General features: G+C 65.3%; 22 protein-coding genes and 3 tRNA genes. 10 read left to right on the plus strand and 15 right to left on the minus strand.

Annotation, left to right across the window (positions count from 1 at the left end; all coding sequences use genetic code 11):
* The first annotated feature begins 35 nt into the window (after positions 1-35).
* A complete protein-coding gene (gene thrS / locus KBI52_RS15545; RefSeq protein WP_210808576.1) occupies positions 36-2,081 on the plus strand; it encodes a threonine--tRNA ligase in 2,046 nt (681 codons plus the stop codon).
* A gap of 212 nt (positions 2,082-2,293) precedes the next feature.
* Here thrS and KBI52_RS32970 read toward each other — a convergent pair whose 3' ends face one another.
* The 3 genes from KBI52_RS32970 to KBI52_RS15565 all read right to left on the minus strand — a co-directional run bounded on the left by KBI52_RS32970 (position 2,294) and on the right by KBI52_RS15565 (position 7,250).
* Positions 2,294-3,667, minus strand: coding sequence for a CBS domain-containing protein (locus tag KBI52_RS32970; RefSeq protein ID WP_247654417.1), 1,374 nt, complete (start codon positions 3,665-3,667; stop codon positions 2,294-2,296).
* Positions 3,668-3,907: 240 nt separating this feature from the next.
* Complete coding sequence (locus KBI52_RS15560) at positions 3,908-4,789, minus strand: hypothetical protein (RefSeq protein ID WP_173947598.1); 882 nt, start codon at positions 4,787-4,789, stop codon at positions 3,908-3,910.
* A gap of 16 nt (positions 4,790-4,805) precedes the next feature.
* Complete coding sequence (locus KBI52_RS15565) at positions 4,806-7,250, minus strand: YfhO family protein (protein WP_173947597.1); 2,445 nt, start codon at positions 7,248-7,250, stop codon at positions 4,806-4,808.
* 291 nt (positions 7,251-7,541) lie between these two features.
* Here KBI52_RS15565 and KBI52_RS15570 point away from each other — a divergent pair, with 291 nt between their 5' ends.
* Both KBI52_RS15570 and KBI52_RS15575 read left to right on the plus strand, forming a co-directional pair.
* Positions 7,542-8,105 (plus strand): nitroreductase, encoded by a 564-nt coding sequence (locus tag KBI52_RS15570; protein ID WP_173947596.1) that lies wholly within the window; start codon positions 7,542-7,544, stop codon positions 8,103-8,105.
* A gap of 65 nt (positions 8,106-8,170) precedes the next feature.
* Positions 8,171-8,779 (plus strand): flavin reductase family protein, encoded by a 609-nt coding sequence (locus KBI52_RS15575; protein ID WP_173947595.1) that lies wholly within the window; start codon positions 8,171-8,173, stop codon positions 8,777-8,779.
* On the opposite strand, the gene gcvA is transcribed toward KBI52_RS15575, so the two are convergent.
* Positions 8,776-9,702, minus strand: a complete 927-nt coding sequence (gcvA, locus tag KBI52_RS15580; protein ID WP_210808578.1) for a transcriptional regulator GcvA — start codon at positions 9,700-9,702, stop codon at positions 8,776-8,778. The two genes, KBI52_RS15575 and gcvA, sit on opposite strands and share 4 nt — an antisense overlap.
* A gap of 185 nt (positions 9,703-9,887) precedes the next feature.
* On the opposite strand from gcvA, the gene KBI52_RS15585 reads away from it, so the two are divergent.
* Positions 9,888-10,220: a rhodanese-like domain-containing protein gene (locus tag KBI52_RS15585; protein ID WP_173947593.1), complete on the plus strand. Its 333-nt coding sequence runs from the start codon at positions 9,888-9,890 to the stop codon at positions 10,218-10,220.
* 299 nt (positions 10,221-10,519) lie between these two features.
* Here KBI52_RS15585 and KBI52_RS33675 read toward each other — a convergent pair whose 3' ends face one another.
* From KBI52_RS33675 to KBI52_RS15605, 4 genes are all read right to left on the minus strand, one after another.
* Positions 10,520-12,487, minus strand: coding sequence for a VCBS domain-containing protein (locus KBI52_RS33675; RefSeq protein ID WP_210808580.1), 1,968 nt, complete (start codon positions 12,485-12,487; stop codon positions 10,520-10,522).
* A gap of 473 nt (positions 12,488-12,960) precedes the next feature.
* Positions 12,961-13,833 (minus strand): CoA ester lyase, encoded by an 873-nt coding sequence (locus KBI52_RS15595; RefSeq protein WP_210808582.1) that lies wholly within the window; start codon positions 13,831-13,833, stop codon positions 12,961-12,963.
* Complete coding sequence (locus tag KBI52_RS15600) at positions 13,833-14,312, minus strand: MaoC family dehydratase (protein WP_173947590.1); 480 nt, start codon at positions 14,310-14,312, stop codon at positions 13,833-13,835. Before KBI52_RS15600 ends, KBI52_RS15595 begins: the two co-directional genes overlap by 1 nt.
* 54 nt (positions 14,313-14,366) lie before the next feature.
* Positions 14,367-15,140 (minus strand): NAD kinase, encoded by a 774-nt coding sequence (locus KBI52_RS15605; protein ID WP_210808583.1) that lies wholly within the window; start codon positions 15,138-15,140, stop codon positions 14,367-14,369.
* Between the two features lie 49 nt (positions 15,141-15,189).
* Between KBI52_RS15605 and cutA the strand changes: the two genes are divergently transcribed.
* Positions 15,190-15,507: a divalent-cation tolerance protein CutA gene (gene cutA, locus KBI52_RS15610; RefSeq protein ID WP_210808585.1), complete on the plus strand. Its 318-nt coding sequence runs from the start codon at positions 15,190-15,192 to the stop codon at positions 15,505-15,507.
* Positions 15,508-15,514: 7 nt separating this feature from the next.
* Here the strand turns inward: cutA and KBI52_RS15615 are convergent, their stop codons facing one another.
* Entirely contained in the window at positions 15,515-16,495 is a 981-nt protein-coding gene (locus tag KBI52_RS15615) for an MBL fold metallo-hydrolase (protein ID WP_173947587.1), read from the minus strand.
* 90 nt (positions 16,496-16,585) lie between these two features.
* Entirely contained in the window at positions 16,586-17,386 is an 801-nt protein-coding gene (locus KBI52_RS15620) for an RNA methyltransferase (protein WP_210808588.1), read from the minus strand.
* Positions 17,387-17,549: 163 nt separating this feature from the next.
* Here KBI52_RS15620 and KBI52_RS15625 point away from each other — a divergent pair, with 163 nt between their 5' ends.
* On the plus strand, positions 17,550-17,723 hold the full coding sequence (locus KBI52_RS15625; RefSeq protein ID WP_173947585.1) for a hypothetical protein: 174 nt from the start codon (positions 17,550-17,552) through the stop codon (positions 17,721-17,723).
* Between the two features lie 77 nt (positions 17,724-17,800).
* On the opposite strand, the gene KBI52_RS15630 is transcribed toward KBI52_RS15625, so the two are convergent.
* Positions 17,801-17,944, minus strand: coding sequence for a hypothetical protein (locus tag KBI52_RS15630; RefSeq protein ID WP_173947584.1), 144 nt, complete (start codon positions 17,942-17,944; stop codon positions 17,801-17,803).
* A 241-nt stretch (positions 17,945-18,185) separates the two neighbouring features.
* Between KBI52_RS15630 and KBI52_RS15635 the strand changes: the two genes are divergently transcribed.
* Positions 18,186-18,485 (plus strand): hypothetical protein, encoded by a 300-nt coding sequence (locus KBI52_RS15635; protein WP_173947583.1) that lies wholly within the window; start codon positions 18,186-18,188, stop codon positions 18,483-18,485.
* Between the two features lie 76 nt (positions 18,486-18,561).
* Here KBI52_RS15635 and KBI52_RS15640 read toward each other — a convergent pair whose 3' ends face one another.
* Positions 18,562-19,350: a calcium-binding protein gene (locus KBI52_RS15640; RefSeq protein WP_173947582.1), complete on the minus strand. Its 789-nt coding sequence runs from the start codon at positions 19,348-19,350 to the stop codon at positions 18,562-18,564.
* A gap of 519 nt (positions 19,351-19,869) precedes the next feature.
* Positions 19,870-19,944: transfer RNA gene (locus tag KBI52_RS15645), tRNA-Thr, on the minus strand.
* 140 nt (positions 19,945-20,084) lie between these two features.
* Between KBI52_RS15645 and KBI52_RS15650 the strand changes: the two genes are divergently transcribed.
* Positions 20,085-20,417, plus strand: a complete 333-nt coding sequence (locus KBI52_RS15650) for a hypothetical protein (RefSeq protein ID WP_173947581.1) — start codon at positions 20,085-20,087, stop codon at positions 20,415-20,417.
* Positions 20,418-20,492: 75 nt separating this feature from the next.
* Here KBI52_RS15650 and KBI52_RS15655 read toward each other — a convergent pair whose 3' ends face one another.
* Positions 20,493-22,211: an MFS transporter gene (locus KBI52_RS15655; protein ID WP_173947580.1), complete on the minus strand. Its 1,719-nt coding sequence runs from the start codon at positions 22,209-22,211 to the stop codon at positions 20,493-20,495.
* Positions 22,212-22,448: 237 nt separating this feature from the next.
* Entirely contained in the window at positions 22,449-23,273 is an 825-nt protein-coding gene (locus KBI52_RS15660) for an RNA methyltransferase (RefSeq protein ID WP_173947579.1), read from the minus strand.
* Between the two features lie 192 nt (positions 23,274-23,465).
* On the opposite strand from KBI52_RS15660, the gene KBI52_RS15665 reads away from it, so the two are divergent.
* Positions 23,466-23,550, plus strand: a tRNA-Tyr gene (locus tag KBI52_RS15665).
* Positions 23,551-23,567: 17 nt separating this feature from the next.
* Positions 23,568-23,641, plus strand: a tRNA-Gly gene (locus KBI52_RS15670).
* The last annotated feature ends 296 nt before the right edge of the window (positions 23,642-23,937 follow it).

Here is a 23,937-nt window from a genome sequence, read left to right on the forward strand (position 1 = left end):
CTCCGTTGGCAGGAGTGAGCCAGGAGAACCATTCGATGATTACCCTGACATTCCCCGATGGCGCCCAGCGCCAGTACGAATCCGGCATCACCGGCCGTGAGATCGTGGAAGGCATCGCCAAGTCGCTCGCCAAGCGCACCGTCGCCATGGCGCTCGAGGGCACGGTCGCCGATCTCTCCGATCCGATCACCCGGGATGCCAAGATCGAATTTCTGAATCGCGAGGATCCCCGCGCCCTGGAGCTGATCCGGCACGACGCCGCGCACGTGCTCGCCGAGGCGGTGCAGGAGCTGTTTCCCGGCACGCAGGTCACCATCGGGCCGGTGATCGAGAACGGCTTCTATTACGATTTCGCCCGCAACGAGCCCTTCACGCCCGAGGACTTCCCGGCCATCGAGGCGAAGATGCGCGAGATCATCGCGCGCGACAAACCCTTCACCAAGGAGGTCTGGAGCCGCGACAAGGCCCGGCAGGTGTTCAGGGAGAAGGGCGAGGCCTACAAGATCGAGCTCATCGACGCGATCCCGGAAGGCCAGGATCTCAAGATCTACGCGCAGGGCGACTGGTTCGACCTGTGCCGCGGCCCGCACATGACCTCGACGGGCAAGATCGGCAACGCCTTCAAGCTCATGAAGGTGGCGGGCGCCTATTGGCGCGGCGACTCGAACAACGCCATGCTCACCCGCATCTACGCGACCGCCTGGGCGAACCAGGAGGATCTCGACGCCTATATCCGCCAGCTCGAGGAAGCCGAGAAGCGCGACCACCGCCGTCTGGGCCGCGAGATGGACCTGTTCCACTTCCAGGAGGAGGGGCCGGGCGTCGTGTTCTGGCACCCGAAGGGCTGGACGGTGTTCCAGGAGCTGATCTCCTACATGCGCCGCCGCCTGAAGGGCACCTACAAGGAGGTGAACGCGCCGCAGATCCTGGACAAGTCCCTGTGGGAGACCTCCGGCCACTGGGGCTGGTACTCGGACAACATGTTCGCCGTGAAGTCGGCCTCGGCCTTCCTGCGGCCGAACGATCCGGAGGCTGATCAGCGCGTCTTCGCGCTCAAGCCCATGAACTGCCCGGGCCATGTCCAGATCTTCAAGCACGGCCTCAAGTCGTACCGCGACCTGCCCGTGCGGCTCGCGGAGTTCGGCGCCGTTCACCGCTACGAGGCGTCCGGCGCCCTGCACGGGCTGATGCGCGTGCGCGGCTTCACCCAGGACGACGCCCACATCTTCTGCACCGAGGAGCAGCTCGAGGCGGAATGCCTCAAGATCAACGACCTCATGCTGTCGGTCTATCGGGACTTCGGCTTCGAGGAAGTGGTGGTGAAGCTGGCCACCCGGCCCGAGAAGCGCGTCGGCACCGATGCCATGTGGGATCACGCCGAGGGCATCCTGCGGCGTGTCCTCGACCGGATGGCGGCGGAGTCCGGCGGTCGCATCAAGACCGGCGTCAACGAGGGCGAGGGAACGTTCTACGGCCCGAAGTTCGAGTACACCCTGAGGGACGCCATCGGGCGCGACTGGCAGTGCGGAACCACGCAGGTGGACTTCAACCTGCCCGAGCGGTTCGGCGCCTTCTACATCGCTCCGGACGGCGAGAAGAAGCAGCCCGTGATGGTGCACCGGGCGATCTGCGGCTCCCTCGAACGGTTCCTCGGAATCCTGATCGAGAGCTACGCGGGTCACTTCCCGCTCTGGCTCGCGCCGGTGCAGGCGGTGGTCGCCACCATCACGTCCGAGGGCGACGAATACGCCATGGAGGTGGTGCGCGCCGCCGAGGCCGCAGGCCTTCGCGTCGAGCCGGACCTGCGCAACGAGAAGATCAACTACAAGGTCCGCGAGCACTCGCTCGTGAAGGTGCCGGTGCTTCTCGTGGTCGGCCGCAAGGAAGCGGCCGAGCGCACGGTCTCGATCCGCCGCCTGGGAAGCCCGAACCAGCAGACCATGACCCTCGACGAGGCCTTGAAGGTTCTCGCCGCCGAAGCGGTCACGCCGGACCGCCGGCAAGCGGCCGAAGCCGTCACGGAGCCTGAAGGGCACGTGACCCTCGACGGGCACCACGTGGTTGAGCGGACGATCGCTTAAGACCCATCGCATTCATGGAAAAGGCGGCGCTTCCGACAGGAGACGCCGCCTTTTCATTTGCTCAACCTTGTTCCGAGAGTCCGGCCCGGGACTGACACTCCCGCCGTCATGGCCGGGCTCGTCCCGGCCATCCCGATCGATTGGAGCGCGGCGCCTTTCGGATCGGCATCATCGGCACGAGGCCGGTGATGACCGCGTGGATCCCGGGCAGGTCACGTCGTCTGCCGCTGTCGGCCCGTGGCGCGTCCGCCGGCCGCCGTGCCGGCCGTCGGTCCGGCGGTGCCCACGCCCGGATTGCCCGTGGCCGCGCCCGCGTCGCCGGCTTCCGTTCCGGTGGCATGGGATCCCTGGCGCTGGCCGACGCGCAGGTTGTTCTGCACGTGGCTGACGCCCGACACGGATTCGGCGAGATCCTCCGCCCGCCGCTTCTCGTTGCGGTCGCGGACCGTACCCGTGAGGGTGACCTCGCGGTTCTGGACCTGCACCTCGATCTCGGACGCGTCAATGGTGGCATCGTCGGTCAGGCGCTCGTTGATGTCTTCCCGGATACGCTCGTCCGAGCGCTGGTAGCCCTTCGGGCCGCGGCCCTGATGCTCGCCCCGGCGCACCTCGCCGCGGCTCGCCGTCGCGTCGTTGCCGAAGCGGGTGTTGCCCGGACCCATGCCGTAATTAGAGTGATCGCGGCGCTCGTTCACGAGGCTCCAGGTGCGCTCCCGATCCTGCATGCGGCGATCATCCTCGCTGCTGTCGTCGCCGGGACGGGCGCGCTCGCCCGTGATGGTGGAGGCGCCGAAGCGCTTGGGATGGTAGCCTCGTCCGGCCGAGCCGCGGCCTGCATATTCGTCGCCGTAGCTCTGGTAACCGTCGCCGCCGAAGCCGCCGCGCATGCGGGCGTTGCGGGCGTTCTCCTCACCGGGATAGCCGAAGCTCCCGAAGGCCGCGCGCACGTCGTCTTCTTCGCGGAAGCGGAACTGACCGCGGCCCGCGTTCTGGGAGCGGTCGTCCCGGCCGCGACGGTCGTCGTGATAATCGTGCGGGCGGTGGCGCCAGTCGTCATCATCGCTTCTCAGGCGCCGGTCGAGCTCACGCCGCTCGTCGCCCGTCAGGCGCGCCTGACCGCCGCCGCGAGTCTGGTCCGCCCGCGACGATGTCGGCGTTCCCGAGCGGTCGGGCTCCGACGGGGTGGAGATGCGGTGCAGCGCGCGGGAGGCATCGCTCTCCCGATCGGTCGCGAGATCGCCCAGCGCCACGATCCCGACGAGATGCTTGTCGTGATCGACCACCGGAAGACGGCGGATCTGATGGTCGCTCATCAGCTCGACGATGTGGCCGACGTCGTCGTCGTCGAAGCACCACCACACATTGTCGGACATGATGTCCCGTACGCGGGTCGTGTCCGGGGGAAGGCCTGCAGCCGTCGCCCGGACGGTGATGTCCCGGTCCGTCACCATGCCGCGCAGGCGGCGTCCGTCGCAGACGGGCAGCACGCCGACATTCATCTCGTCCATGAGCCGGGCCGCTTCCTGGATGGTCCGGTCGGGACTCACCACGCGCACGTTGCGGGTCATGATCTCTGCGATCTTCATGAGCTTCCTCTCCAGCAAGGTCACGCCTTGGGAGTTCAGGCTCATGAGCGGCGCGACCGGTGACAAAGCATTGGACCCAAAAGTGGAATCCACTTTTGGGATGAATTCGATGCTTCAATTTCAAGCAGCGCATCGTCCGGAGCGGACCCGAAGGGCCGCGTCAGCGAAAACCGGATCCACTTTTCCGCACGATGCGCTAGCCATCGGTCAATGCCGCCAGGGCGGAAAGGTTCAGCGGGGTCAGGGAGTGGCGATGATCTCGATGTCCCGGTCGAGCCCGCTCTCGATCTTGAACTCGCGGGTATAGACCTTGCCCTCGTGGCGCGCGATCAGAACGTACTCGCCCTCCGCCAGGGTGACCGACGGAAATGCCCCGATGGCTTCGCGGATCACGTCGCCGCCGGGGGTGAGCACACTGAAGGCCGTTCCGGCGAAGGCCTCGCCGCCGGCCGAACCGACGAGCTTCAAGGTGACCGTGGCGGCCCGGTGATTGAGGGTCGCCTCGGTGACGCGCCCGGATTCTACCTTCAGGTCGCTGCGCATGATGGCGTTGGCGTCGCCATAGGTGGAGACCACGTGGTAGGTGCCCTCGGGCAGGCGGATCATGTCGTTCGCCTTGGCGTCGGCGATCACGAGGCGGCCTTCGGAGTTCTGCGCCTCCGGCACGTAGACCGAGAAGGTGACCCGGTTTGGCGCGATGGGATTGCCGCTCACCGCGCCCTTGAGCTGGAGCGCGCCGGCATTGATGGCGAGCCGTTCGTTGAGGTTGCCCCGCTGCACGCTGATGCGCTTCGACGCGCTCGCGAAGCCGTAGGCCACGTGGATGATGTAGTTGCCTGGCGACAGGGTGAAGCTCGGCATCGGGCTCGTGGAGCGGGCGACGATGTTGGGCTGGGACGCGTCGCCGCGATCCTCGAAAATCCGCCAGACGAGGCCCGAGCGGATCGGCTCGTTGCTGCCGGCAAAGGTCGCGCCGGCATTGAGCGTAACCTGCCCGACGGATATGGCCGGCAGGCTCTGGGACATGGACGGCACCGACGGCGCCTGAGCCGACGAGGGGCCGGCTGCCACGAGGCCGAGCAGGCCGAGAGTCCAAAAGGGCTGTTTCACGAACAATGTCATCGATGGAAAAAGGCTCTCATTCGAGCGGCGCGGCAATTGCCGTCCGGATCGGCGCCTCGTCGCTTTTGACCAGATCGGCCGCTGCGGCAACCAGATTTTCGATCGACATGGGCCGGAAGTGGAACTCGACCCGGTGCCGCCCGGGGCCGATCTCCACGCCCCGGAACAGGAGGTTGGCGCGCAGGATCGGCCGGCGCTCGCCATCGACCCACGCCTCCCAGCCGGGATAATGGATGTCGTGCAGCACCAGGATGCCGCTCTCGCCGCTCTCGACATCGAGCGTGACCGAGTTTCGCTGGTAATCGACGATGCGTGCCTCCGCCCTGGCCTTGTCCCGGGTGGCACCTGCCGGCGTGTAGGAGCCCTTGAGCAGGGACATGCTCTCCTCGTCGACGAGGGCTTCGGTCTCCCGGTTGAACTCCGGCAATTCCTCCTGGCCCAGCACGGCTTCCGAATCCACGGGCGCCACATGATGCGCCACGTAGGCGCGGGGCACGGAGGTGTTGAGCCGGTAGATCCACATCCGGCCGGTTCCATACACGACCTCCGCCCCGGTCAGGCGCGGGAAATGGCGCGGGAGCTTCTCCACCGGTCGGTCGAGCACGATGTAGTCGAGCCCGAGCAGGCTCGCGAGCTGGCACTTGTAGCCGCGGAAGCTCGTCGGGAACCGGCGCAGATTGGGATCCTCCGCATTCTCGCCAGGACCGATGGCCCGCTCGTAATCGGCCAGCCGCAGGGGGTTGTACCCGATGATGTCCTCGATCCCGAGAACCATGGAGGCGTTCTGCCAGGCCCCCTTCAGGCCGAGGATCTCAACGCGCGGATATTCACCCTGCGCATGGCGCTCGGCGAGTTCCCGCTTGAGGATCTGCAGGCCCTGCAGCTGCTCGGGCGGCAGCTTCGTGAACACCGTGTAGCGCTCGGCCGGCTCCGCATTCAGGGCCGAGGCCGCATGGCGGCCGATGAGCTCCGCGCCCGTCAGGGTCACCAGCACGAGAGCCATGGCGCCGCGCGCGGCCGCGGAGCCGCTCGCCCTGGTGATCACAACAACCGCCAAGGCGGCAACGGCGAGGCTTGCACCGATCTCGGCGAGCGCCGGGGAGACATGACCTCCCTTGATGGCGAAGGCGAGGGCGCTGGCGACCGCCGCGATGAGGAGCCCGAGAGCCAGGAGCGGCAGGACGGCCCAGAGCCGTCCGAGCGTCGCCCGGTTCCAGCGCGGGAGACCATCCGTCGCATAGCGGTGGACGAGATAGCCGGCCGCGAAAGCCAGGGCGATGTTGATGAGGAAGGTGGCATCCGCCGGCCTGCGGTAGAGGTTCACGCCCGGCATGTGGTCGAAGATGACCTCGAAGCCCGGCGTATAGCGCCCGAGGGCATAGAGCAGGGCCGCGAGGCCGACGATCAGGAAGAAGCGGAACTCGCGCGCGAACAGGCGCCCGCCCGCGATGCCGTGCCACAGGAGGAGGAGCGCCGGGATCGTGCCGATGAACAGGTAGTTGGTGGCGCGGTCTGTCCAGGTGCCCTCGGACAGGCTGTGCCAGTCCGGTCCCCAGTAATCGTAGGTCCAGCGCAGGGACCCGAAGACGTTGCCGAACAGGATCGTCGCGAGGCTTTCGGGGGGCAGCGACCCCATGGCCGCGACCCCAAAGCCGAAGGACGGGCGCGTCGACGTTGCGAGGAACTGCATCGTCAGCACGACCGGCACGGCAAGAAGCGACCCGCCGACCAGACCCATGAAGACGAGGAGCCCCAGACGCGACCTGAGATAGGCGAAGGATTGCGGCGCGACCCAGACCCGTTGCGCGGCCAGACCGACGAGGGTCAGGGCGCAGAGGAACGCGACCTGGTCGCGTCCGATGACCATCATGGCGGCGCTCAGGGCGAACAGGAGACCGTAGCGGTAGGAGCGGCGATCGAGGGCTTCCTCAAGCAGCCAGAAGGCGACAGGGAAGAAGCCGTAGCTGAAGATCATCCCCGTATGCTGGAGCCGCGCCGTCGCGGAGCCGCCGAGCATGAACACGAGAGCCGCCGCCACGGCTCCGGCCGGATGCCATCCTCTCCGGCGAAACAGGGGCACGAAGGCCAGCGCCCCGGGAAGGAAATGCGCGAACACGACTCCGTCGAAGAGCTCCATGGACGGTTCGGGGACGAGCCATCCGAACAGCAGCATGGTGGGCGTGAAGAGGAGGGACTGAGGGTCGGCCGCCGACGGGTGCCCGCCGAAATGGTAGGGGTTCCACAGGGGTAGTTCCCCATGAGCAAGGGCGCTGCCCAGGTAGCGCAGGGTCGGGTAGAACTGGTTCTTGGAATCCCACGGGACGACCGTTCCCGTCAGGGGCCAGATGGCGGCCGCCAGCGCCCAGGCGACCAGAATGAGCGCACAGGCCAGCACGACCTGGCGATGCGTCCAGGCTGTCGGGTAAGGAGGACTGTCCAGTCCGGTGTTCGATGTCTGCATTGCACTCAGGCGGCGCTGCGCCAACTCACATTGTCCCTTTGGACCCGGCCTCGGCCTGCCTGATGCATGCCGCCGGCTCCGTCACGGGCTGAAACCTGCTTGGCGTCTGACCGCACTCCCCCTATACATCCGCTGCTGTTTCTTTTGTGCAGCGGCGTGTCCGCGGACACCCGCGCCTCCTCAAGCGCAGCAAGACGGCGACACGATGGCAAGCCGGGGCCTGCCGGGTCCGCAGCCTTCGAGGGCGTCCATCTACATTGTTCCACATTATTCGAGCCGGATGAAGATCCCATGAATGAGTGCCTCTCCCGACTCCTGCAGCGCCGCTCCGTGCCTCCGCGCTGGCTGGGAGAGCCGGGTCCGAGCGACCGGGAGGTCGAAGCCCTCCTGACGGTCGCCTCCCGGGTGCCGGACCACGGCAAGCTGGTCCCCTGGCGCTTCATCCTGATCCAGGGCGAGGCCAGGGGGCGTCTCGGGGACGTGCTGGCGACGGCCTTCCAGGCGGACAACCCCGGCGCCGGCGCCGAGCAGATCGCGGCCGAGCGGGAGCGCTTCACGCAGGCGCCCCTCGTGGTCGCGGTGGTGTCCCGGGTGGTCCCGCACGTGAAGATCCCCGACTGGGAGCAGGTCCTCTCGGCCGGCGCCGTCTGCATGAACCTTCTCACCGGGGCGACGGCTCTCGGCTATGGCGCGTCCTGGCTCTCGGGCTGGGCGGCCTTCGACCGGCGGGTGCTGGACGTCCTGGGGCTGACGCCCGACGAGCGGATCGCCGGCTTCGTCCATATCGGGACGGCCCAGGAGACCCCGCCCGATCGCGACCGGCCCTCTCTCTCCGACATCGTCACGCGGTTCTGACAGCTTTCCGTTCGTCGCATGCCCTGCGGCGAACCGGTGGCTCCTTCGCCGGGAAATGCTCCAACATGTTCTACGAAACCTCGACCAATGCCCACGGCCTGCCGCACGACCCGTTCAAGGCCATCGTCACGCCCCGCCCCATCGGCTGGATCACCGCCATGAGCGCCAGCGGGGAGGTGAATCTGTCGCCCTATTCGTTCTTCAACGCCGTCTCCGAGCGCCCGCCCATGGTGGCGTTTTCCTCGGCGGGCAGGAAGGACGCGCTCACCTTCATCGAGGAGACCGGCGAGTTCGTCTGCAACCTGGCGACCTATGACCTGCGCGAGCAGATGAACCTGACCTCTGCGGTCCTGCCGCGCGGCGAGAGCGAGATGGACCATGCCGGGCTGAAAGCCGCGCCCTCCCGGCTGGTGAAGCCGCCGCGGGTGGCCGACGCCCTGGCGGCGCTCGAATGCCGGTGGCTGCAGACGGTGCCGCTCAACCCCCTGGGGGGAGGGGATCCGTCCTATTACCTCGTCATCGGCCAGGTGGTCGGCATCCACATCGACGACCGCTACATCGTGAACGGCCTCGTCGACACCGCCGCCATGCGCCCGATCGCCCGATCGGGCTACCGGGACTACTTCGTGGCGACGCCCGAGACCAGGTTCTCGATCACCCGACCGGGGGGCTAGTTCCGATCCGACCGGACAAGGTCTCGGCCGAAGCGCAGGGACTGTCCCGCCTCTCGCCTGGCCCAGGCCGTGAAGGCCTTGATCCGCGGGTCCGTGGCGGATTCCTTGAGCGTGACGACGTAGTAGGATGCGTTCACCCGGACGCCAATCCCGAAGGGATTGACGAGACGCCCCGCGCGAAGATCGTCCTCCACGAGGGCGTGCCGCGTCAGCCCGACCCCGTCGCCCCGGATGGCAGCCTCGATCACGAGGAGTGAGTGCGCCATCGTGACGCCGGCGTTGACCACGACGGACGTCGCCTGGGTGCGCTGGAGCCACCGGGGCCAGTCGTGCCGCTCGTTATGGAGCAGCCTGTGGTGCACGAGATCGTCCGGCGTATGCAGCGGATGGTCGCCTCTGACCAGGGCCGGGCTGCAGATCGCAATGACCTCCTCGTCCATCAGCAGGGTCGAGACGCAGCGCGGGTAGCGGCCGGCACCGTAGCGGATCGCCAGGTCCACATCGCCGCGCCAGAAGTCGGCGAGTTCATCCGACGTCCGGATCCTGACGCCGATCTCCGGATGTGCGTCCTGAAAGCGCGACAGGCAGGGGATCAGCCACTTGATGGCGAAGGAATCCATGGTGCTGATGACGAGCGGGGCCGTCCGGTCCCGCTCCTGGGCGTCCTGGGTGGCGGCCGCCATGTCGTCGAAGGACTTGTGCAGCACGCCGGCGTAGCGCGCGCCGGCGGCGGTGAGTTCGACCCGGCGCGTCGATCGGTGAAAGAGCGGACGGCCGATGAACAGCTCGAGCTCCCGGATCTGGCGGCTGACTGCGCTGTGCGTCACGTTCAATTCCTCGGCAGCCCGGCTGAAGCTCGTGAGGCGGGCTGCCGCTTCGAAGGCCCGCAGGGCCGTCAGGGAGGGAAGTTTGCGCGCTTTCATCGAATTTCGGTTCACGGCGACGACTTGTAAGTCATCGAAGTCACCGTCCCTCCAAGGTTTGATCGAACGGAATTCGTGACATGATGTAACATATTGTGCTGTTTTTGTCGTTTGTCACGAACCGGAGGCTGATCTTCCCTGAAGGCCGACGTGGCATGGGCCCGTCGCCAACAGAGGACCAGACGATGACGAACCACATTTCCCGCACGGAGCTTCTCCGCAAGCTGCTCAGCAAGGACCGGCCGATCCTGCTCGAAGCTCTGCCCGAGAAGTACTTCGCTCACGCTCACATTCCCGGCGCGATCAACGTGCCGCACGATCAAGTGGACCATCTGGCTGCGTCGGCGCTGCCTCGGAAGGATGCATCGGTGGTGGTCTATTGCGCCAGCGCAACCTGCCAGAACTCGCATCTTGCGGCACTGCGCTTGGCCGAGCTGGGCTACAGGGATGTGCAGATCTATATCGAGGGCAAGAAGGACTGGATCGATGCGGGCCTGCCTGTCGAAGGCAAGGGCTAGTCGGCTTTGCCCTCGGTTCAGGGCTGATCCTACTCGGCGTGATTCTCGTGTCCTTCACGCTTCCCGGACCGAGATGAGCCGAGGCGCGAATGGTCCTGTAGCAGGATCATCCTCAGAGCCGGCCGGCGCGCCTCAGGGGCCGTTCAGCCCAAGGCAGATGCGGCGGCCAAGACCCAATTCTCGATCACCCGCCCGGCCGGGTGAGGCGCGCTGCGCCTGAACCGGGGGAATATCCTGGTATCGAGCAAAAGACAGTGGCCTGCGGGGGCCGCAGGCCACTTCTAGTCGTTGGATCTAGCTTAGATCACGAAGAAGTCCTTGTTGGACATCGTGGTCAGCTTCCTGGAGAGTTGGGCGATTTCGATTGCCTTGCCCTTCCCCGAGCCGTCGGCATCATAGGACAGAACACCCGTCTTGTCGTTGTAGATGACATAGTCGTTCTTGTCCTTCGCCTTGCTGCCGATGGTGAAGAACGCCTTGCTGAGCTGCTTGGGGCTGGACGGCGTGCCCGCTCCCAGCTTCTTGAAGATGATGTTGTCCAGGTAGATGCTGTCGTCGTTGACGGAGTAGTCCTTGATCGTGTCGAAATTGACCTTGCGGTCGGTGCTCCACGTGCCAAGCGCCGCGTCGAAGACGAACACGTCCTTGCCCTTCTCGCCCCACAGCGTGTCGTTGCCGTAGCCTCCGGAGAGCTTGTCGTCTCCGGCTCCGCCTTTGAACACATCCATTCCGGCGCCGCCCGCAAGGATGTCGGCCGTGGCTGTGCCGGTCACGTTCTCGGCTGCGACATCGATCACGTTGACCGTGAAAGACTTTTCGAAGGTCGCGCCGGCTGCGTCCTTCACGCGGACCTTGATCGTGTGCGACGTGGCCTGCTCGTAATCGAGTTTGAGGCCATCGGCGACCTTCAGGGTGCCGTTCGCATCGACCGTGAAGCGTCCACCTGCGGTATCCGCCAGTTCATAGGTGAATGCGCCACCTTCGGGATCCGAAACCGTCAGCTTGCCGACGTCCTTCCCAGATGCCGCGTTCTCCTCGATCTTCGCGTTCGAGAGAGAGATGTTTGAGGGTGCATCGTTGACCGGCTTGATGGTCAGCGTGAACGTCTGAGGCTCGCTCCTGGTGCCGGAAGCATCTACCGCTCGGTACTGGAAAGTGACGTCGCCGTTGAAATCGGCGGCCGGAACGTAGCGGAATGTGCCGTCGGCGTTGAGCGTCAGACCTGCCACCGGCGCGACCAGCTCATAGGTGATGGCGTCGCCGTCCACATCCGTCGCATCGGGAAGTTCTCCTATGAGAGCCTTGTCCTCGTCGCCGGAAGCGCTGTTTCCTCTGATGGAAGCAACAGGTGCATCGTTCACGCCGGTGACCGCGACCGTGATGATCTGGGTCGCAGTGCCGTCCAGTGACTTAACGGTCAGCGTCTGTTCGACGATCTCACCCTTCTTCAGGGACTGGGCTGCCGCATCGTCGCGGGCAAACGTCCACAGGCCTGTTGTGTGGTTGAATGTGAACTTGCCGTACTGCTTCTGAAGGTCCGCGGCGTTCACAGCCTGGAAGGTATCATCTCCCCAGTCTTCATCCTTGACGGAGAGAATGTCCATAACAGTGTGTATTTCGCCATCCTCGATCAGCGAACCGGTGCTGCCGCCCGTGATGGTCGCACCGTGTTCGGCCTCGATTTCAGCATCGGCGTCCGCGAGCGCCGTGATGATCTTGCCGTCGCCGAAGAATTTTCCGCCTGGCTGAGCATTCCGGAGCGCAAGCATGCGGACGCCGAGTTCAGCCATATAGGCCGGCTCGTCGAGGTGGCTGACGATTTCAGCCAGCACCGTGGTGAAAGCGTCGTCCGCCAGATCCTCCGCGCGAGCGCGTACATCCGGATCACTGCTATTGGTCCATTCCGCGATCAGATCCTGGCGATGCTGATGGACCAGTTCGATGGTATCGAGGACCGCGTCGGTCATCTCGGTTGCCGTCGTGGCCGCGTCGAGTGCCGTGATGAACTCATACTTGGCATATTCGACCTCGATCTGCATGTCGACGGCCGCCTTGATGTCGTCGATCGTAGCGAAGTCGCCGAACAGGGTCCTGATTTCCAACACGCCGAGGCCGATCGCCTTTTCGCGGCCGCCGCCATCCGGAAGAGTGTTCAGCTTGTCGAGGTGGTCCTGATCGAGCAAGTCGTCGCTGTTCGCCTTGATCGCCGCCAGAGTTTCCTCCCAATCGGCGGCATTGTTGAAGGCGTCGATAATCGCTTGAGACATCTCATATTCCCCCAATGGTTCACCGGCCAGCGAACCTGTCTGTGCGCCAGTGCAGCCGCTGTCAGCGGTCGCACGGCTTCGTGAATTGGCCTGTGTCCAGCCCACTTCCGATCCTGCAGGAGGGGCTTGTTGTAACAGCGTCTCGCATAAGGGGATGACGTCGGCGCGGGAACTATCCGTTTGGATAGGATATCACGTCTAAATCCCTGTCGGCCGGATCGATAGTCGACAGGTGGGCTTTTCAGCCACAGCGGAGCTGCCGGAGCAGGGATCGTTGCTCCTGCTCCGCGCACTTGGCCGAGGGTTTGGGATGCTATTGAAAGCGCCCGGAACGCACCATTGCCAGGCGCGGCCCCTTCAGGAACGGGAGACGGCGCTGGACCCCGCGAGTGCCCTATGGAGTTCGGACGATCGCGCCAATCATCAGAGCCGACTCAAGACCCGGAGGCGATTCCAAAGCCGTCATCAAGCCTCTAAAGCAGGCCGGCGCGTCTGAGGAGCCGCTCGGCTCTCAGCAGGTGCGGGCGGTCGAGCATCTCGCCGTTGACCCCGACGACGCCAGCTCCCGGGTTGGCCTTGAACGCATCGATCACCGCCTGCGCCCGCTCGATCGCCTCGGGCGACGGGGTGAAGGCCTGGTTGATCACCGGGACTTGCGCGGGATGGATCGCCATCTTGGCCAAGAAGCCGTCGCGCCGCGCCGTCCGGCACTCGGCCTCGAGGCCGGCCATGTCGCGGAAGTTGGTGAAGACGGAATCGATCGCGTCGACGCTTGCCGCCGCGGCGCCCAGGAGGGTGAGGGAGCGGGCAAGCCGGTACGGGTCGGTATAGGCGCCGTCCTCCGCCCGGTTCGTCTCGGCGCCGAGATCGGCCGACAGGTCCTCGCCGCCCCACGTCAGGCCCATCAGGCGGTGGCTCGAGCCCGCGAAGGTGCCCAGCGCGAAGACGCCGGCGGCCGTCTCCGTGCCGATCGCCAGGATGCGGGTCGCTCCGTCGTCCAGGCCGAACTCCGCCTCGCGCACCGCCAGCTTGGCGCCGAGATGCGCCACGTCCGCTCCACCGACCGTCTTGGGCAGCACGATGCCGTCAGGGGCGGAGCGCATCACGCCGTCGAGATCCGCATCGATGAGGCCCGTGGTCAGCCCGTTGACGCGGACATACAGGCGGGGGCGGTTCGTGTCCCGGCCCCGCTCGCCGAGAAAGGCGGCCGTGATGCGGCGGGCCTCCGCCTTGGCATCCAGGGCGACCGAATCCTCCAGGTCGATGAGGAGCACGTCGGCGGCCGACCCCATGCCTTTTTCGAGCTTCCTCAGGCTGTCGCCCGGCACGAACAGCAGGGAGCGCATCAGGCGCTCCTCTTGCGCATGAAGGCCTGCCGCCGGCATTCGGCCACGAGCGTGCCGTCCTGCTTGTAGGCGCGGTGGATGAACTCGACGATCCCGGCATCCGGACGCGACTTCGATTCCCGCTTGGCGACAATCTCCGTGGTGGCGCTGACGGTGTCGCCTTCGAATAGCGGGGCGGGGAACGTCACGTCCGTCATGCCGAGATTGGCGATGGTGGTACCCACCGTGGTGTCGTTGACCGAGATGCCGATCAGGAGCCCGAGGGTGAACAGGGAGTTCATCAGCGGCTTGCCCCATTCCGTCTCGGTGGCGCAGAAATGCGCATCGATGTGGAGCGGCTGCGGGTTCAGGGTCATGTTGGAGAACAGCATGTTGTCCATCTGCGTCACCGTCCGGGTCAGGCGGTGCCGGATGGTGGTGCCAACGGCGAAATCCTCGAAATAGAGCCCACCCCTCGGGTGTCTGGTCTCATCGTTCATGACGGCGTCCTCATCGTTTTGAATGGCACGTTGGATCCCATGCCTTCACGGTCATCAATAGCCGAATTGCTCCCGCAGGATCCGTTCGTCCAGGCTGTGGCCGGGATCGTGCAGCATGACGAGATCGACGCTGCGATCCATGGAGACATGCACGTGGGAGACATTGCGGAATTCCGTGTGGTCGGCCACGGCGCTGACGGGACGGTTCTCGGATTCCAGAACCTCGATCTGGATCTTGGCGTGGTCCGGCAGAAGCGCGCCGCGCCAGCGGCGGGGCCGGAAGGCGGAGATCGGAGTCAGGGCCAGCAGGGGCGCATTGAGCGGCAGGATCGTCCCGCCGACCGAGAGATTGTAGGCGGTCGATCCGGCCGGCGTCGACACCAGGATGCCGTCGGCGATGAGTTCCGGGATGCGCACGTGGGAATCGACGCTCACGCGCAGCTTTCCAGCCTGGTAGGTCTGCCGCAGCATCGAGACTTCGTTGATGGCGCGGGCCGTGTGGGCCACCCCGTGCACGTCCCAGGCCACCATCAGCAGGGGGTGCACGACGCTGCGCTCGGCTTCTTCCAGGCGCTCGAACAGGTCTTCTTCCCGATAATCGTTCATCAGGAAGCCGACCGTGCCCTTGTTCATGCCGTAGATCGGCTTGCCCGTGCCCATGAACCGGTGGAGGCTCTGCAGCATCAGGCCGTCGCCGCCGAGCGCCACGATGACGTCGGCCTCCTCGGGCATCGCATTGGCATAGCGGGCCTGCAGAGTCTTCAGCGCGCTCTGGGCGTCAGGGGCGGCGCTGGCGACGAATGCGATGTTGTTGAATCGGCGGGCCATGCCCAGTTACCCTCGTGGCGTCCGATCGGATGCGGAGGACAGGCATAGCATGGATCGCCCACTTCTCGTCTATACGACCTTTCCCGATATGGACACCGCCCTGTCGATCGGCGAGCGGCTCGTCCGGGACCGGCTGATCGCCTGCATCAACGTGCTGCCGGGCATGCGGTCCGTCTACGCGTGGAAGGGCAGCGTCGAACAGGGTCAGGAGGCGGCGGCCATCCTGAAGACCCGCCGGGGCCTTCAGGATGAGGTGCATCGGGCCCTCAAGGAGAGGCACCCTTACGAGACGCCGGTCGTCCTCTTCCTCGAGCCGACCGGCGCGGATGCGGCCACCCTGGAGTGGCTGATCGGCGAGACGTCCTGACGCGGACCTAGACGGCCGGGCTCCACTGCACCGGCACGAAGCGGAACCCGCTGCCCTCTTTGGCGATATGGCCGGTGCCCGGGAAGGGCGCATGATAGAACGCCACCTGCGCCCGCTCGGCGGCTGCGAGATCCAGCATCTTCCGGCGGGTGGCCCGGGCCTGATCCGCATCCATGTCGAAGACGGCCGACCAATCCGGATTTCGCACGAACAGCGCCGGATGGTTCGCCGTATCCGACAGGATCAGCAGGCGGCCCGAACCCGACGAGAGCATGTAGGCCGTGTGGCCGGGCGTGTGTCCCGGCGCCGCGATGCTCGTGAGGCCGGGCACGAGCTCCTTGTCCATCTCGTACTGTTTCACGTCCCTGGCGATGGGGCCGAACACCCGGCGGGCGCCCTGGAAGCCGCCCCTGGCGTTCTCGGGAGCTTGGTTCATGCGGGCATCGTCCATCCAGAAGGCCCATTCGGCGGCCGGCACCATGACCTCCGCGTTCGGGAACACCGCCGTGCCGTCCTTGCGGCGAAGGCCGTTGATGTGGTCGCCATGGAAGTGGCTGATGACCACCGTGTTGACCTGCGCCGGGTCGAAGCCGGCCGCACGGAAATTCTCCATCCAGCGGCCCGTTGTGGGAGCGCCCATGTCTCCGTTGCCGGTGTCGATCACGGTCAGCCGGTCGCCGTTCCTGATGACGAGGCCGTTGAAGGTGAGCTGAATGGTGTCCTGGGGCAGAAACGCCTCGCGGGCGGCCTGCTGGACGGTCGGGAGCTCCGCATTGCGGATGAACCCGTCGAGAGGCCGCGGCGCGGAACCGTCGTTGACGGCCGTTACCTCGATGTCGCCGACCTTGTAGCGGTAGAAGCCGGGCGCCTGACGGCTGCCGGATCCCTGCGCCGGAGCCGGAGCGGGAGTTTGAGCCAAGGCCGGAGCGCCGAGGGGAGCGGCGGCGAGGGCGGTGCTGGCCAGAACGGTGCGGCGTGTGATGGTCATGGGCGTCTCCAGGAATGGGACCAGAAGCCTAGAACGGTCACGCTTGGAAACAAGGCATCGGGTTTTCACAAGTCAGCGAGCGCCTTCATCCTATCGGCCCGCTGTCGAGAGATGATGCAGGGCGATTCCGCTCGTCGTCGCCACATTGAGCGAGTCGAATCCGCCGCTCATGGGGATGGACACGGTTCTGGTCCGGGCCAGCAGGTCCGCCGGCAGGCCGGGGCCCTCGGCCCCGAGGAGCAGGGCGGTCCGCCGGGAGGGCTGGACATGCGAGAGAATCTCCCGGCCGGAGGGCGACAGGGAGACCACGTCGAACGAAGCGTCCTGCAGGGCCTGCACCATGGCGTCCGCTGAGGCTGCCCGCGTGAAGGGAACCACCAGGGCGGCGCCGACCGACACCCGTATGGCCTTCCGGTAAAGGGGATCGCAGGTTCCCTGGTCGAGCAGGACCGCGGCGGCGCCGAACGCCGCCGCATTGCGGAAGATTCCGCCGACATTGTCATGGTTCGTCAGACCGATCAGGCCCACGACCAGCGCGGTCTCCGGCAATCGCGAAAGCATGTCCCCGACCGGCGGCAGGGGAGCCCGCTGGGCGACCGCCAGGATGCCCCTGTGGATCGGAAAGCCCACGACGGTGTCCATCACGGCTCGGTTCGCCGTATAGATCGGGACGTCGGGGGAAAGCTGGTTCAAGGCATCGGCGACGCTCTCCAGGCGGTTCTCCGCCAGCAGGAGCGATTCGACCCGGAAGCGCGACTGTTTCAGGAGGAGCCTCAGCACCACTTCCCCTTCCGCGATGAAGCGATGCTGGCGGCCGACGAGATCACGCTCCCGCACGGCGCGGTAGGCCTCGATGCGAGGGTCGTCGGGATCTGTCACGGCAATCGGCATTGGTTCTCGGCTGATGGAAGGCTTCTCGGGCTTTCGTGTCTGTCTAATGCGGGAATGGGCCTTTGCCTATGCTGGGAGGCTCGGGAACAACGACTCGGCATTCCGGTTAGCCCCCTGAGATAGCAGGGATCGCCGGGCGCGGTCCTCCGCAGGGAGACGATCGATGGATTGGGATATTGCCGACGGTTGGGTATGGGCCTTGGTGATCATCGGCGGGCCATTGCTGATCGGCATCTTCATGGCCGTCTTCAGCCGCCGCCGCAGGCTGACGCAAGCCGAGCGGAAGATGGCGGATCAGGCGGCTCACGAGAACTGGGGCAAGGAGCGGGTTCGCTAGTCACCGGTCGGGTCCGGTGCGGCGGAAGGCATGATGACGAGCGATGTACGGGGCGGGGTCTCCGCCTGCCCTGACCTTCAGCTGCCCCGCTTCTGATCGGCATCGGTGTCGCGACGCGAGAGCCCGGCGAGTTCTTTCGAGAGCCGGTTCGTCATCGCGGCGACCACGACCGCAGACGCCACGGCAGCCGAGCCCATTACGTTCAGCAAGATCACATCCACAGGCGCCTCCGTCATGGCTTCGGATGGCGCAGCCTAGGCCCCGCGGCGGGAAGTCCCGCATGGTCACTCGGGCTACCTCGGCGGGCATTCCGCCGGTCGCCGACTGGGTAGAAGAGCCACGGGGCGCTCCCGATGATGTGAAGCCGTCCGGGGCGGAAAATGATCGATGACCGCGGCCCGTGCGGAAACAATCGCGCCGCTCGTCCGTCGACAGGAACCTTCAACCATTGAGGATGCGACGATGAAAGCGATGGCGGTGCCGGTTCTAACGGCATTGATGCTGGCGGGCTCACAGGGCGTTGCCCTGGCTCAGACCAACCCCGCGACGCGGAGCTGCATGCAGGGCGAGCAGGAGATCGGAGGCGTCTGCCAGCCCCTCACCAGGTCTCCCAACCGGTCGAGCAGCGGCAGCCCGGACTCCGGAAATCCAGGCAGCACCGGCAGCACGGGTGGAAGCGGCTCGCAGGGCGGTCAGAATTCAGGGGGATCCGGAGGGCAGGGCGGCACCGGATCGTCCGGCGGCGGGAACGGTAGCAGGTAGCCGATATCCCGCCGGGCACATGGCCGGTAAAGGCCGGAATGCGGAGAGGGCGCCTCGTCGGCGCCCTCGGCCAGGATCAAAGGACGAAGTAGCTTTTTGTGATCGACCCGACCTTCTGGAGCGTAAGTTCGAAGTCGGCGAGGCTGTCGCCGTTCACGTCGGCCTCGATATACGACGTGTAGGAGATGCGACCGTCCTCGTCCTCGCTCTCGAACACGTCGTAGCGGAGTTGTCCCTTCTCGCCCGAGAACTCGGCGGTGCCGATGAACGTGAAGGCCTGATTGCCTGCGATGCCGGTCTTGGCATCGATCTTCGAGAGATCGATCTTGTCGCCTTGCGATCGCGAGAAGTCGGTGACGACGTCGTTGTTGTAGCCTCTGGAATCAGACACCGACTTGAATACGAACCTGTCGGCTCCCTTCCCGCCCGACAGCCAATCGGCACCGCCGCCGCCGGTCAACGTGTCGTTGCCATTGTAGCCGCTGAGGGAATCGTCGAACCTGCCGCCGGTGATCTCATCCCGGCCCGAGAGAGCCGAACGGAGGATCTTGAGATCGTCCGCGGTCGAGTACGTGGAGGCCGCGTCGACGAGCTTCGTGACGGCGATGTTGACTCCGGTCAGAGAGGCGACCTTTCGTCCCCCGTCGACGCCGGTGTATCCGGTCACCGTCCCGCCGGACGGAATGCCATCGGGCGTGTAGGTGAAGCCGTGTCCGTCGAATTTGTCCCAGGACCGCTTCAACGTGCCGTAGACGGCCTTGAATGTCGTCGACGAGCGCTCGAAGCTGTCAGCGCCCACCAGGTTGCTCAGATCAAAAAGATACGGCTGAAACCCGTAGGTTCCAGACCAGGTGAATTTGGCCATGACTACCCCCCCATTCCGTAACGTAAGATTCGGATTCTGAACCTGTAATCGGAAAGTCTGAAAGCACCCATAACGGGTCCGTGCATCCACACCTCGTCTGTGAGGAGCGGTCCATCGCCTGCGAGCCCTCGGCGGGGCCTCGCCTCGATCTGCACGACCCGGGAATAACCGCCCTCCCTCGATCGTTATCCTAATCCGTTACGATGGGGGCAGACGATGAATGCCGACGACACGCGATCGCTTTGGCTTGCCTTGCTGGCTGCGCTCGGGCTGAGTTTCCTGGCCTTGCTGGTTGCCGTGTATCTGAGCGTCGTCATGAACTGAGGCGCTTTCGACGCGATCGTTGGCATTGCGCCACGGCCTGCCTCGGGTCCCTCATCGACCCGCGGCATGAAGGCGTTTGGCCGATCGTGCTGCCGTGGTCGCGCCCCGTCAGGCGCGCCTCGACGCCTGTCGACGGGCGCATGGCGTCCGAAATTTCCGTGAATGCCGAAGGGTTTGCTGCCCGTCGAAGGGATGTGGTGCCGGTGGAGAGGATCGAACTCCCGACCTTCGGTTTACAAAACCGCTGCACTACCGCTGTGCTACACCGGCCGACGTCACAGGTGCTCAGGTAGCAGTCCGGGAGGCGGGACGCAAGTTCCACACAAACGTAAATATTAAGTGTCCTGGCACACCGAAACCAACCCCGAATTCTGGAATTGTCTGGAAAACCTGATCACGGAGTTGGTGTCATGAAGACCTCAGGGGCTTCCGCTCGTAGACGATTTTCGCCGCTCGGCGGCGGTCTGAAAATCATGGCCGTTCTGGCCGTTTCATTGGGCTTCGGTTTCGCCGCGCAGCGCACGGATGCCGCTCATGCGGGTCACGGCGTGGCGGCCAAGCCCAACCGACAGATGGAAGCGTCGGTACGGGAGCCGGTGACCCCGGTTGCCGCGAAGGATGTGGAGATCACGTCGTCCATCGAGACGAGATCGCCGGACAACGGGACCTGCAGCATTTCCCGCAAGCGCCTTTTCGTCGAGGGCGAGGGTTGGATCGTCCGTCGCGTGACGACCTGCTACTGAGACGGTCCGGCTGCCAGGGCCAAATGAAAAGCCCCGCCTCTCGGCGGGGCTTTCCTCGTAGAACCGTCGGAAGGATTATCGGCGTGTGCCGACGCCTTCGAACGTCATGATGTCCCGGTCCTTCGTTTCCGGCACGAACAGGAGGCCGACCACGAAGGTTACCAGGGCGATCACGATCGGGTACCAGAGGCCGTAATAGATGTCGCCCGTGGCCGCCACCATCGCGAAGGCGGTCGGAGGCAGCAGGCCGCCGAACCAGCCGTTGGCGATGTGGTAGGGCAGGGACATCGCCGTGTAGCGGATGCGGGTGGGGAAGAACTCCACCAGAGCCGCGGCGATCGGGCCGTACACCATCGTGACGTAGATCACGAAGATGGTCAGGATGCCGATGGCCTTGAGCGCCTGAGCGTTCCCGAGAGCGTTGAAGAACCCGCTGACCTTCAGGATGCTTGGATCGCCGGCCTTCGGATAGCCGGCCGCCGCAGCGGCCTCGCTGAAGGCCGTGATGTTGGCCGGAACCGCCGGGGCGATGGGCGCCTCGGTGCCATTGAACGTCACCTTGACGGGGGAGCCGGCCGCGGCCGGAACGAGCTCGTACTTGATGGCCGCGCGGGCCAGGGCCACGCGAGCCACGTCGCACGGGGCCGTGAAGCTCCGGATGCCCACCGGATCGAACACGGAGCCGCAGGTGGCGGGATCAGCCACGACCTGGACTTTGGCGGTCTCGAGCGCCTGGGCCAACCGTGGGCTGACGACGTTCGTGAGGGCGCCGAAGAGCGGGAAGTAGGTGATCGCCGCAATCAGGCAACCGCCGAGAATCACCGGCTTGCGGCCGATTTTGTCGGACAGGGCGCCGAAGATCACGAAACCGGCCGTTCCGAGGATCAGCGACCATGCGATCAGCACGTTCGAGGAGAGCAGATCGACCTTCAGGATGCTCTGGATGAAGAACAGGGCGTAGAACTGACCTGTGTACCACACCACGGCCTGGCCGATGGCAAGGCCGACCAGGGCGATCAGCACCATCTTGAGGTTGCTCCACTGACCGAAGGCTTCCTTCAGCGGGGCCTTCGACTGCGTGCCTTCTTCCTTCATCTTCTTGAAGGCCGGCGATTCGTTCATCTGGAGACGGATCCAGACCGAGATGCCGAGCAGCACGACCGAGAGCAGGAACGGAATGCGCCAGCCGGCGATCGGCCAGCCCTCACCGGTCTGGAAGCCCTGCTCGCCCATCCAGGTGCGCAGCACGAGGATCACCACCAGGGACAGGAGCAGGCCGACCGTGGCCGTGATCTGGATGAAGCTGGTGTAGAAGCCGCGGCGGCCCACCGGGGCGTGTTCGGCCACATAGACGGCGGCACCGCCGTATTCCCCGCCGAGCGCCAGGCCCTGGAGCATGCGCAGCGCGATCAGGACCACCGGGGCGATCCAGCCGATCTGGTTGTAGCTGGGGAGCAGGCCCACGAGGAAGGTCGAGCAGCCCATGATCAGGATGGTGACCAGGAAGGTGTATTTCCGGCCGACGAGGTCGCCGATGCGGCCAAACACGATGGCCCCGAACGGACGCACCAGGAAGCCGGCCGCGAAGGCCAGCAGGGCGAAGACGTTACGGGTCGTCACGTCGAAGGCGGAGAAGAACTGCGCGCCGATGATCGTGGCGAGCGAGCCGTAAAGGTAGAAGTCGTACCATTCGAAGACGGTACCGAGAGAGGAGGCCAGAATGACCTTCTTTTCCTCCCGCGTCATCGGCCGCGTCGCGGCGGCCGAATGAGGCGTGGTAGTTGCTGTTGCCATAGGGTTCCCTTCCATTCGTATGCCCGGTGATCCGGGTTCTTGGCCGCAGGCCTGTCGGGCAGGCTCTGGGCCGAGGCCTCGTGACTGCGACAGGCAGTCAAGAATTCCATCGAACGGGAGGCTAACTCCGGCCTTTCTTTCCACAATTCACAATTGGTATTTGCGACTTCCGTCTAAGAAGTCTCGCGGCTAGGGGAATCCATCAACAGTCGCAGATACTTAGGGGAACGCTCGGCTTTACTTCCGAGCGCCCCTGGAAGCTCCTTTGACCACAGCATAAAGGCAGATCGCGGCGGCGTTGGAAACGTTCAGGCTCTTGATCGCGCCCGGCATGTCGAGCCGGCCGATGACGTCGCAGCACTCCCGCGTCCTCTGACGCAGTCCCTTGCCCTCCGACCCCAGCACGAGCACTACGGGCAGGTCGATCTCGACCTCGTCCAGACTCGCGTCGCCGGAGGAATCGAGTCCGATTCTCTGGAAGCCGCGCTCGCCCAGCGCCGTCAGCGTGTCTCCGAGGTTGCGCACGATCATGAAGGGCACGTGCTCGAGACCGCCGGACGCGGACTTGGCCAGCACGCCCGTGGCAGCCGGGCTGTGCCGGGCCGTGGTGATGATCGCCTCCACGTCGAAAGCGGCGGCCGTGCGGACGATGGCCCCGACATTGTGCGGATCGGTGATCTGGTCGAGGGCCAGGACCACCCGCTTGCCGCTCAGGGTATCGACCGAGGGCGAGGGCAGGGGATCGGCCTCGGCATAGAGGCCCTGATGCACCGCGTCCGGCTCCAGGAGGCGGTTGATCTCGTCCGGTCGGACGATCTCAGGTTCGATAGGCAGCGGCGCCTCCAGCTCCTCGCTCAGGCGCCTGGCGGAGTTTTCGGTGGCCAGGAGGCGTCGAATCGTCCGCTTTCCGTTGCGCAGGGCTTCGACGACGGGATGGAAGCCATAGAGGATCGTGGTGTCGATCTCGAAATTCGGTCGTCTGGCCTGGGGATCGCGGCGACCGGATTTTCCATGTGGGCGCTGGAATCTCGGCTTGCGGGAGTGGGGCGGGCGGTCGCTCATGCTGTTTGGATCTCGTGTAGTGACGCAAGGCGGCATAGCACAGAGCGAGCCGGTCCACGACCCGTCCGATTTCGTTGAGCTTTGAGGTTGACACCGGCCATGCAGGTCACCATAAGAGCGCCACGGAGCGCTCGGCCTCGCCAGGCGCTCTGCAGAACAGCCTCGGCGTTTTGCGTTCGGGTTGGGTCTCAAGGGGGAATGTCCCGAGCGGCAAAGGGGGCGGACTGTAAATCCGCTGGCTATGCCTTCGTAGGTTCGAGTCCTACTTCCCCCACCACCCAATCAGAAGGGCATGCGGGTGTAGCTCAATGGTAGAGCAGCAGCCTTCCAAGCTGAATACGAGGGTTCGATTCCCTTCACCCGCTCCACCTTCCGCGACGCGACCAGCCCAGCTTGTATTTTTGGCCCCGAGCGCCTTTATACAGGCAGAACCCGCCCGGTGAGGATGTGCGTGACGGTTCTCTCCATGGCAGGCCCATGGAGCGGGTTATCAGGCACAAGGTTTTGCAATATCGAAATTGGCTCTTGCACAAAGAGCCTAACCGCAATATCGGACGCCCCTGGGTTTTTTGTTCCTGGCCTATGCAAGGTAGAGATCAATGGCGAAGGAAAAGTTTCAGCGCAATAAGCCGCACTGCAACATTGGGACGATTGGTCACGTGGA

Origin of the sequence: Microvirga sp. HBU67558, from assembly GCF_018069605.1 — a bacterium.
Classification (GTDB): Bacteria; Pseudomonadota; Alphaproteobacteria; order Rhizobiales; family Beijerinckiaceae; genus Microvirga; species Microvirga terrae.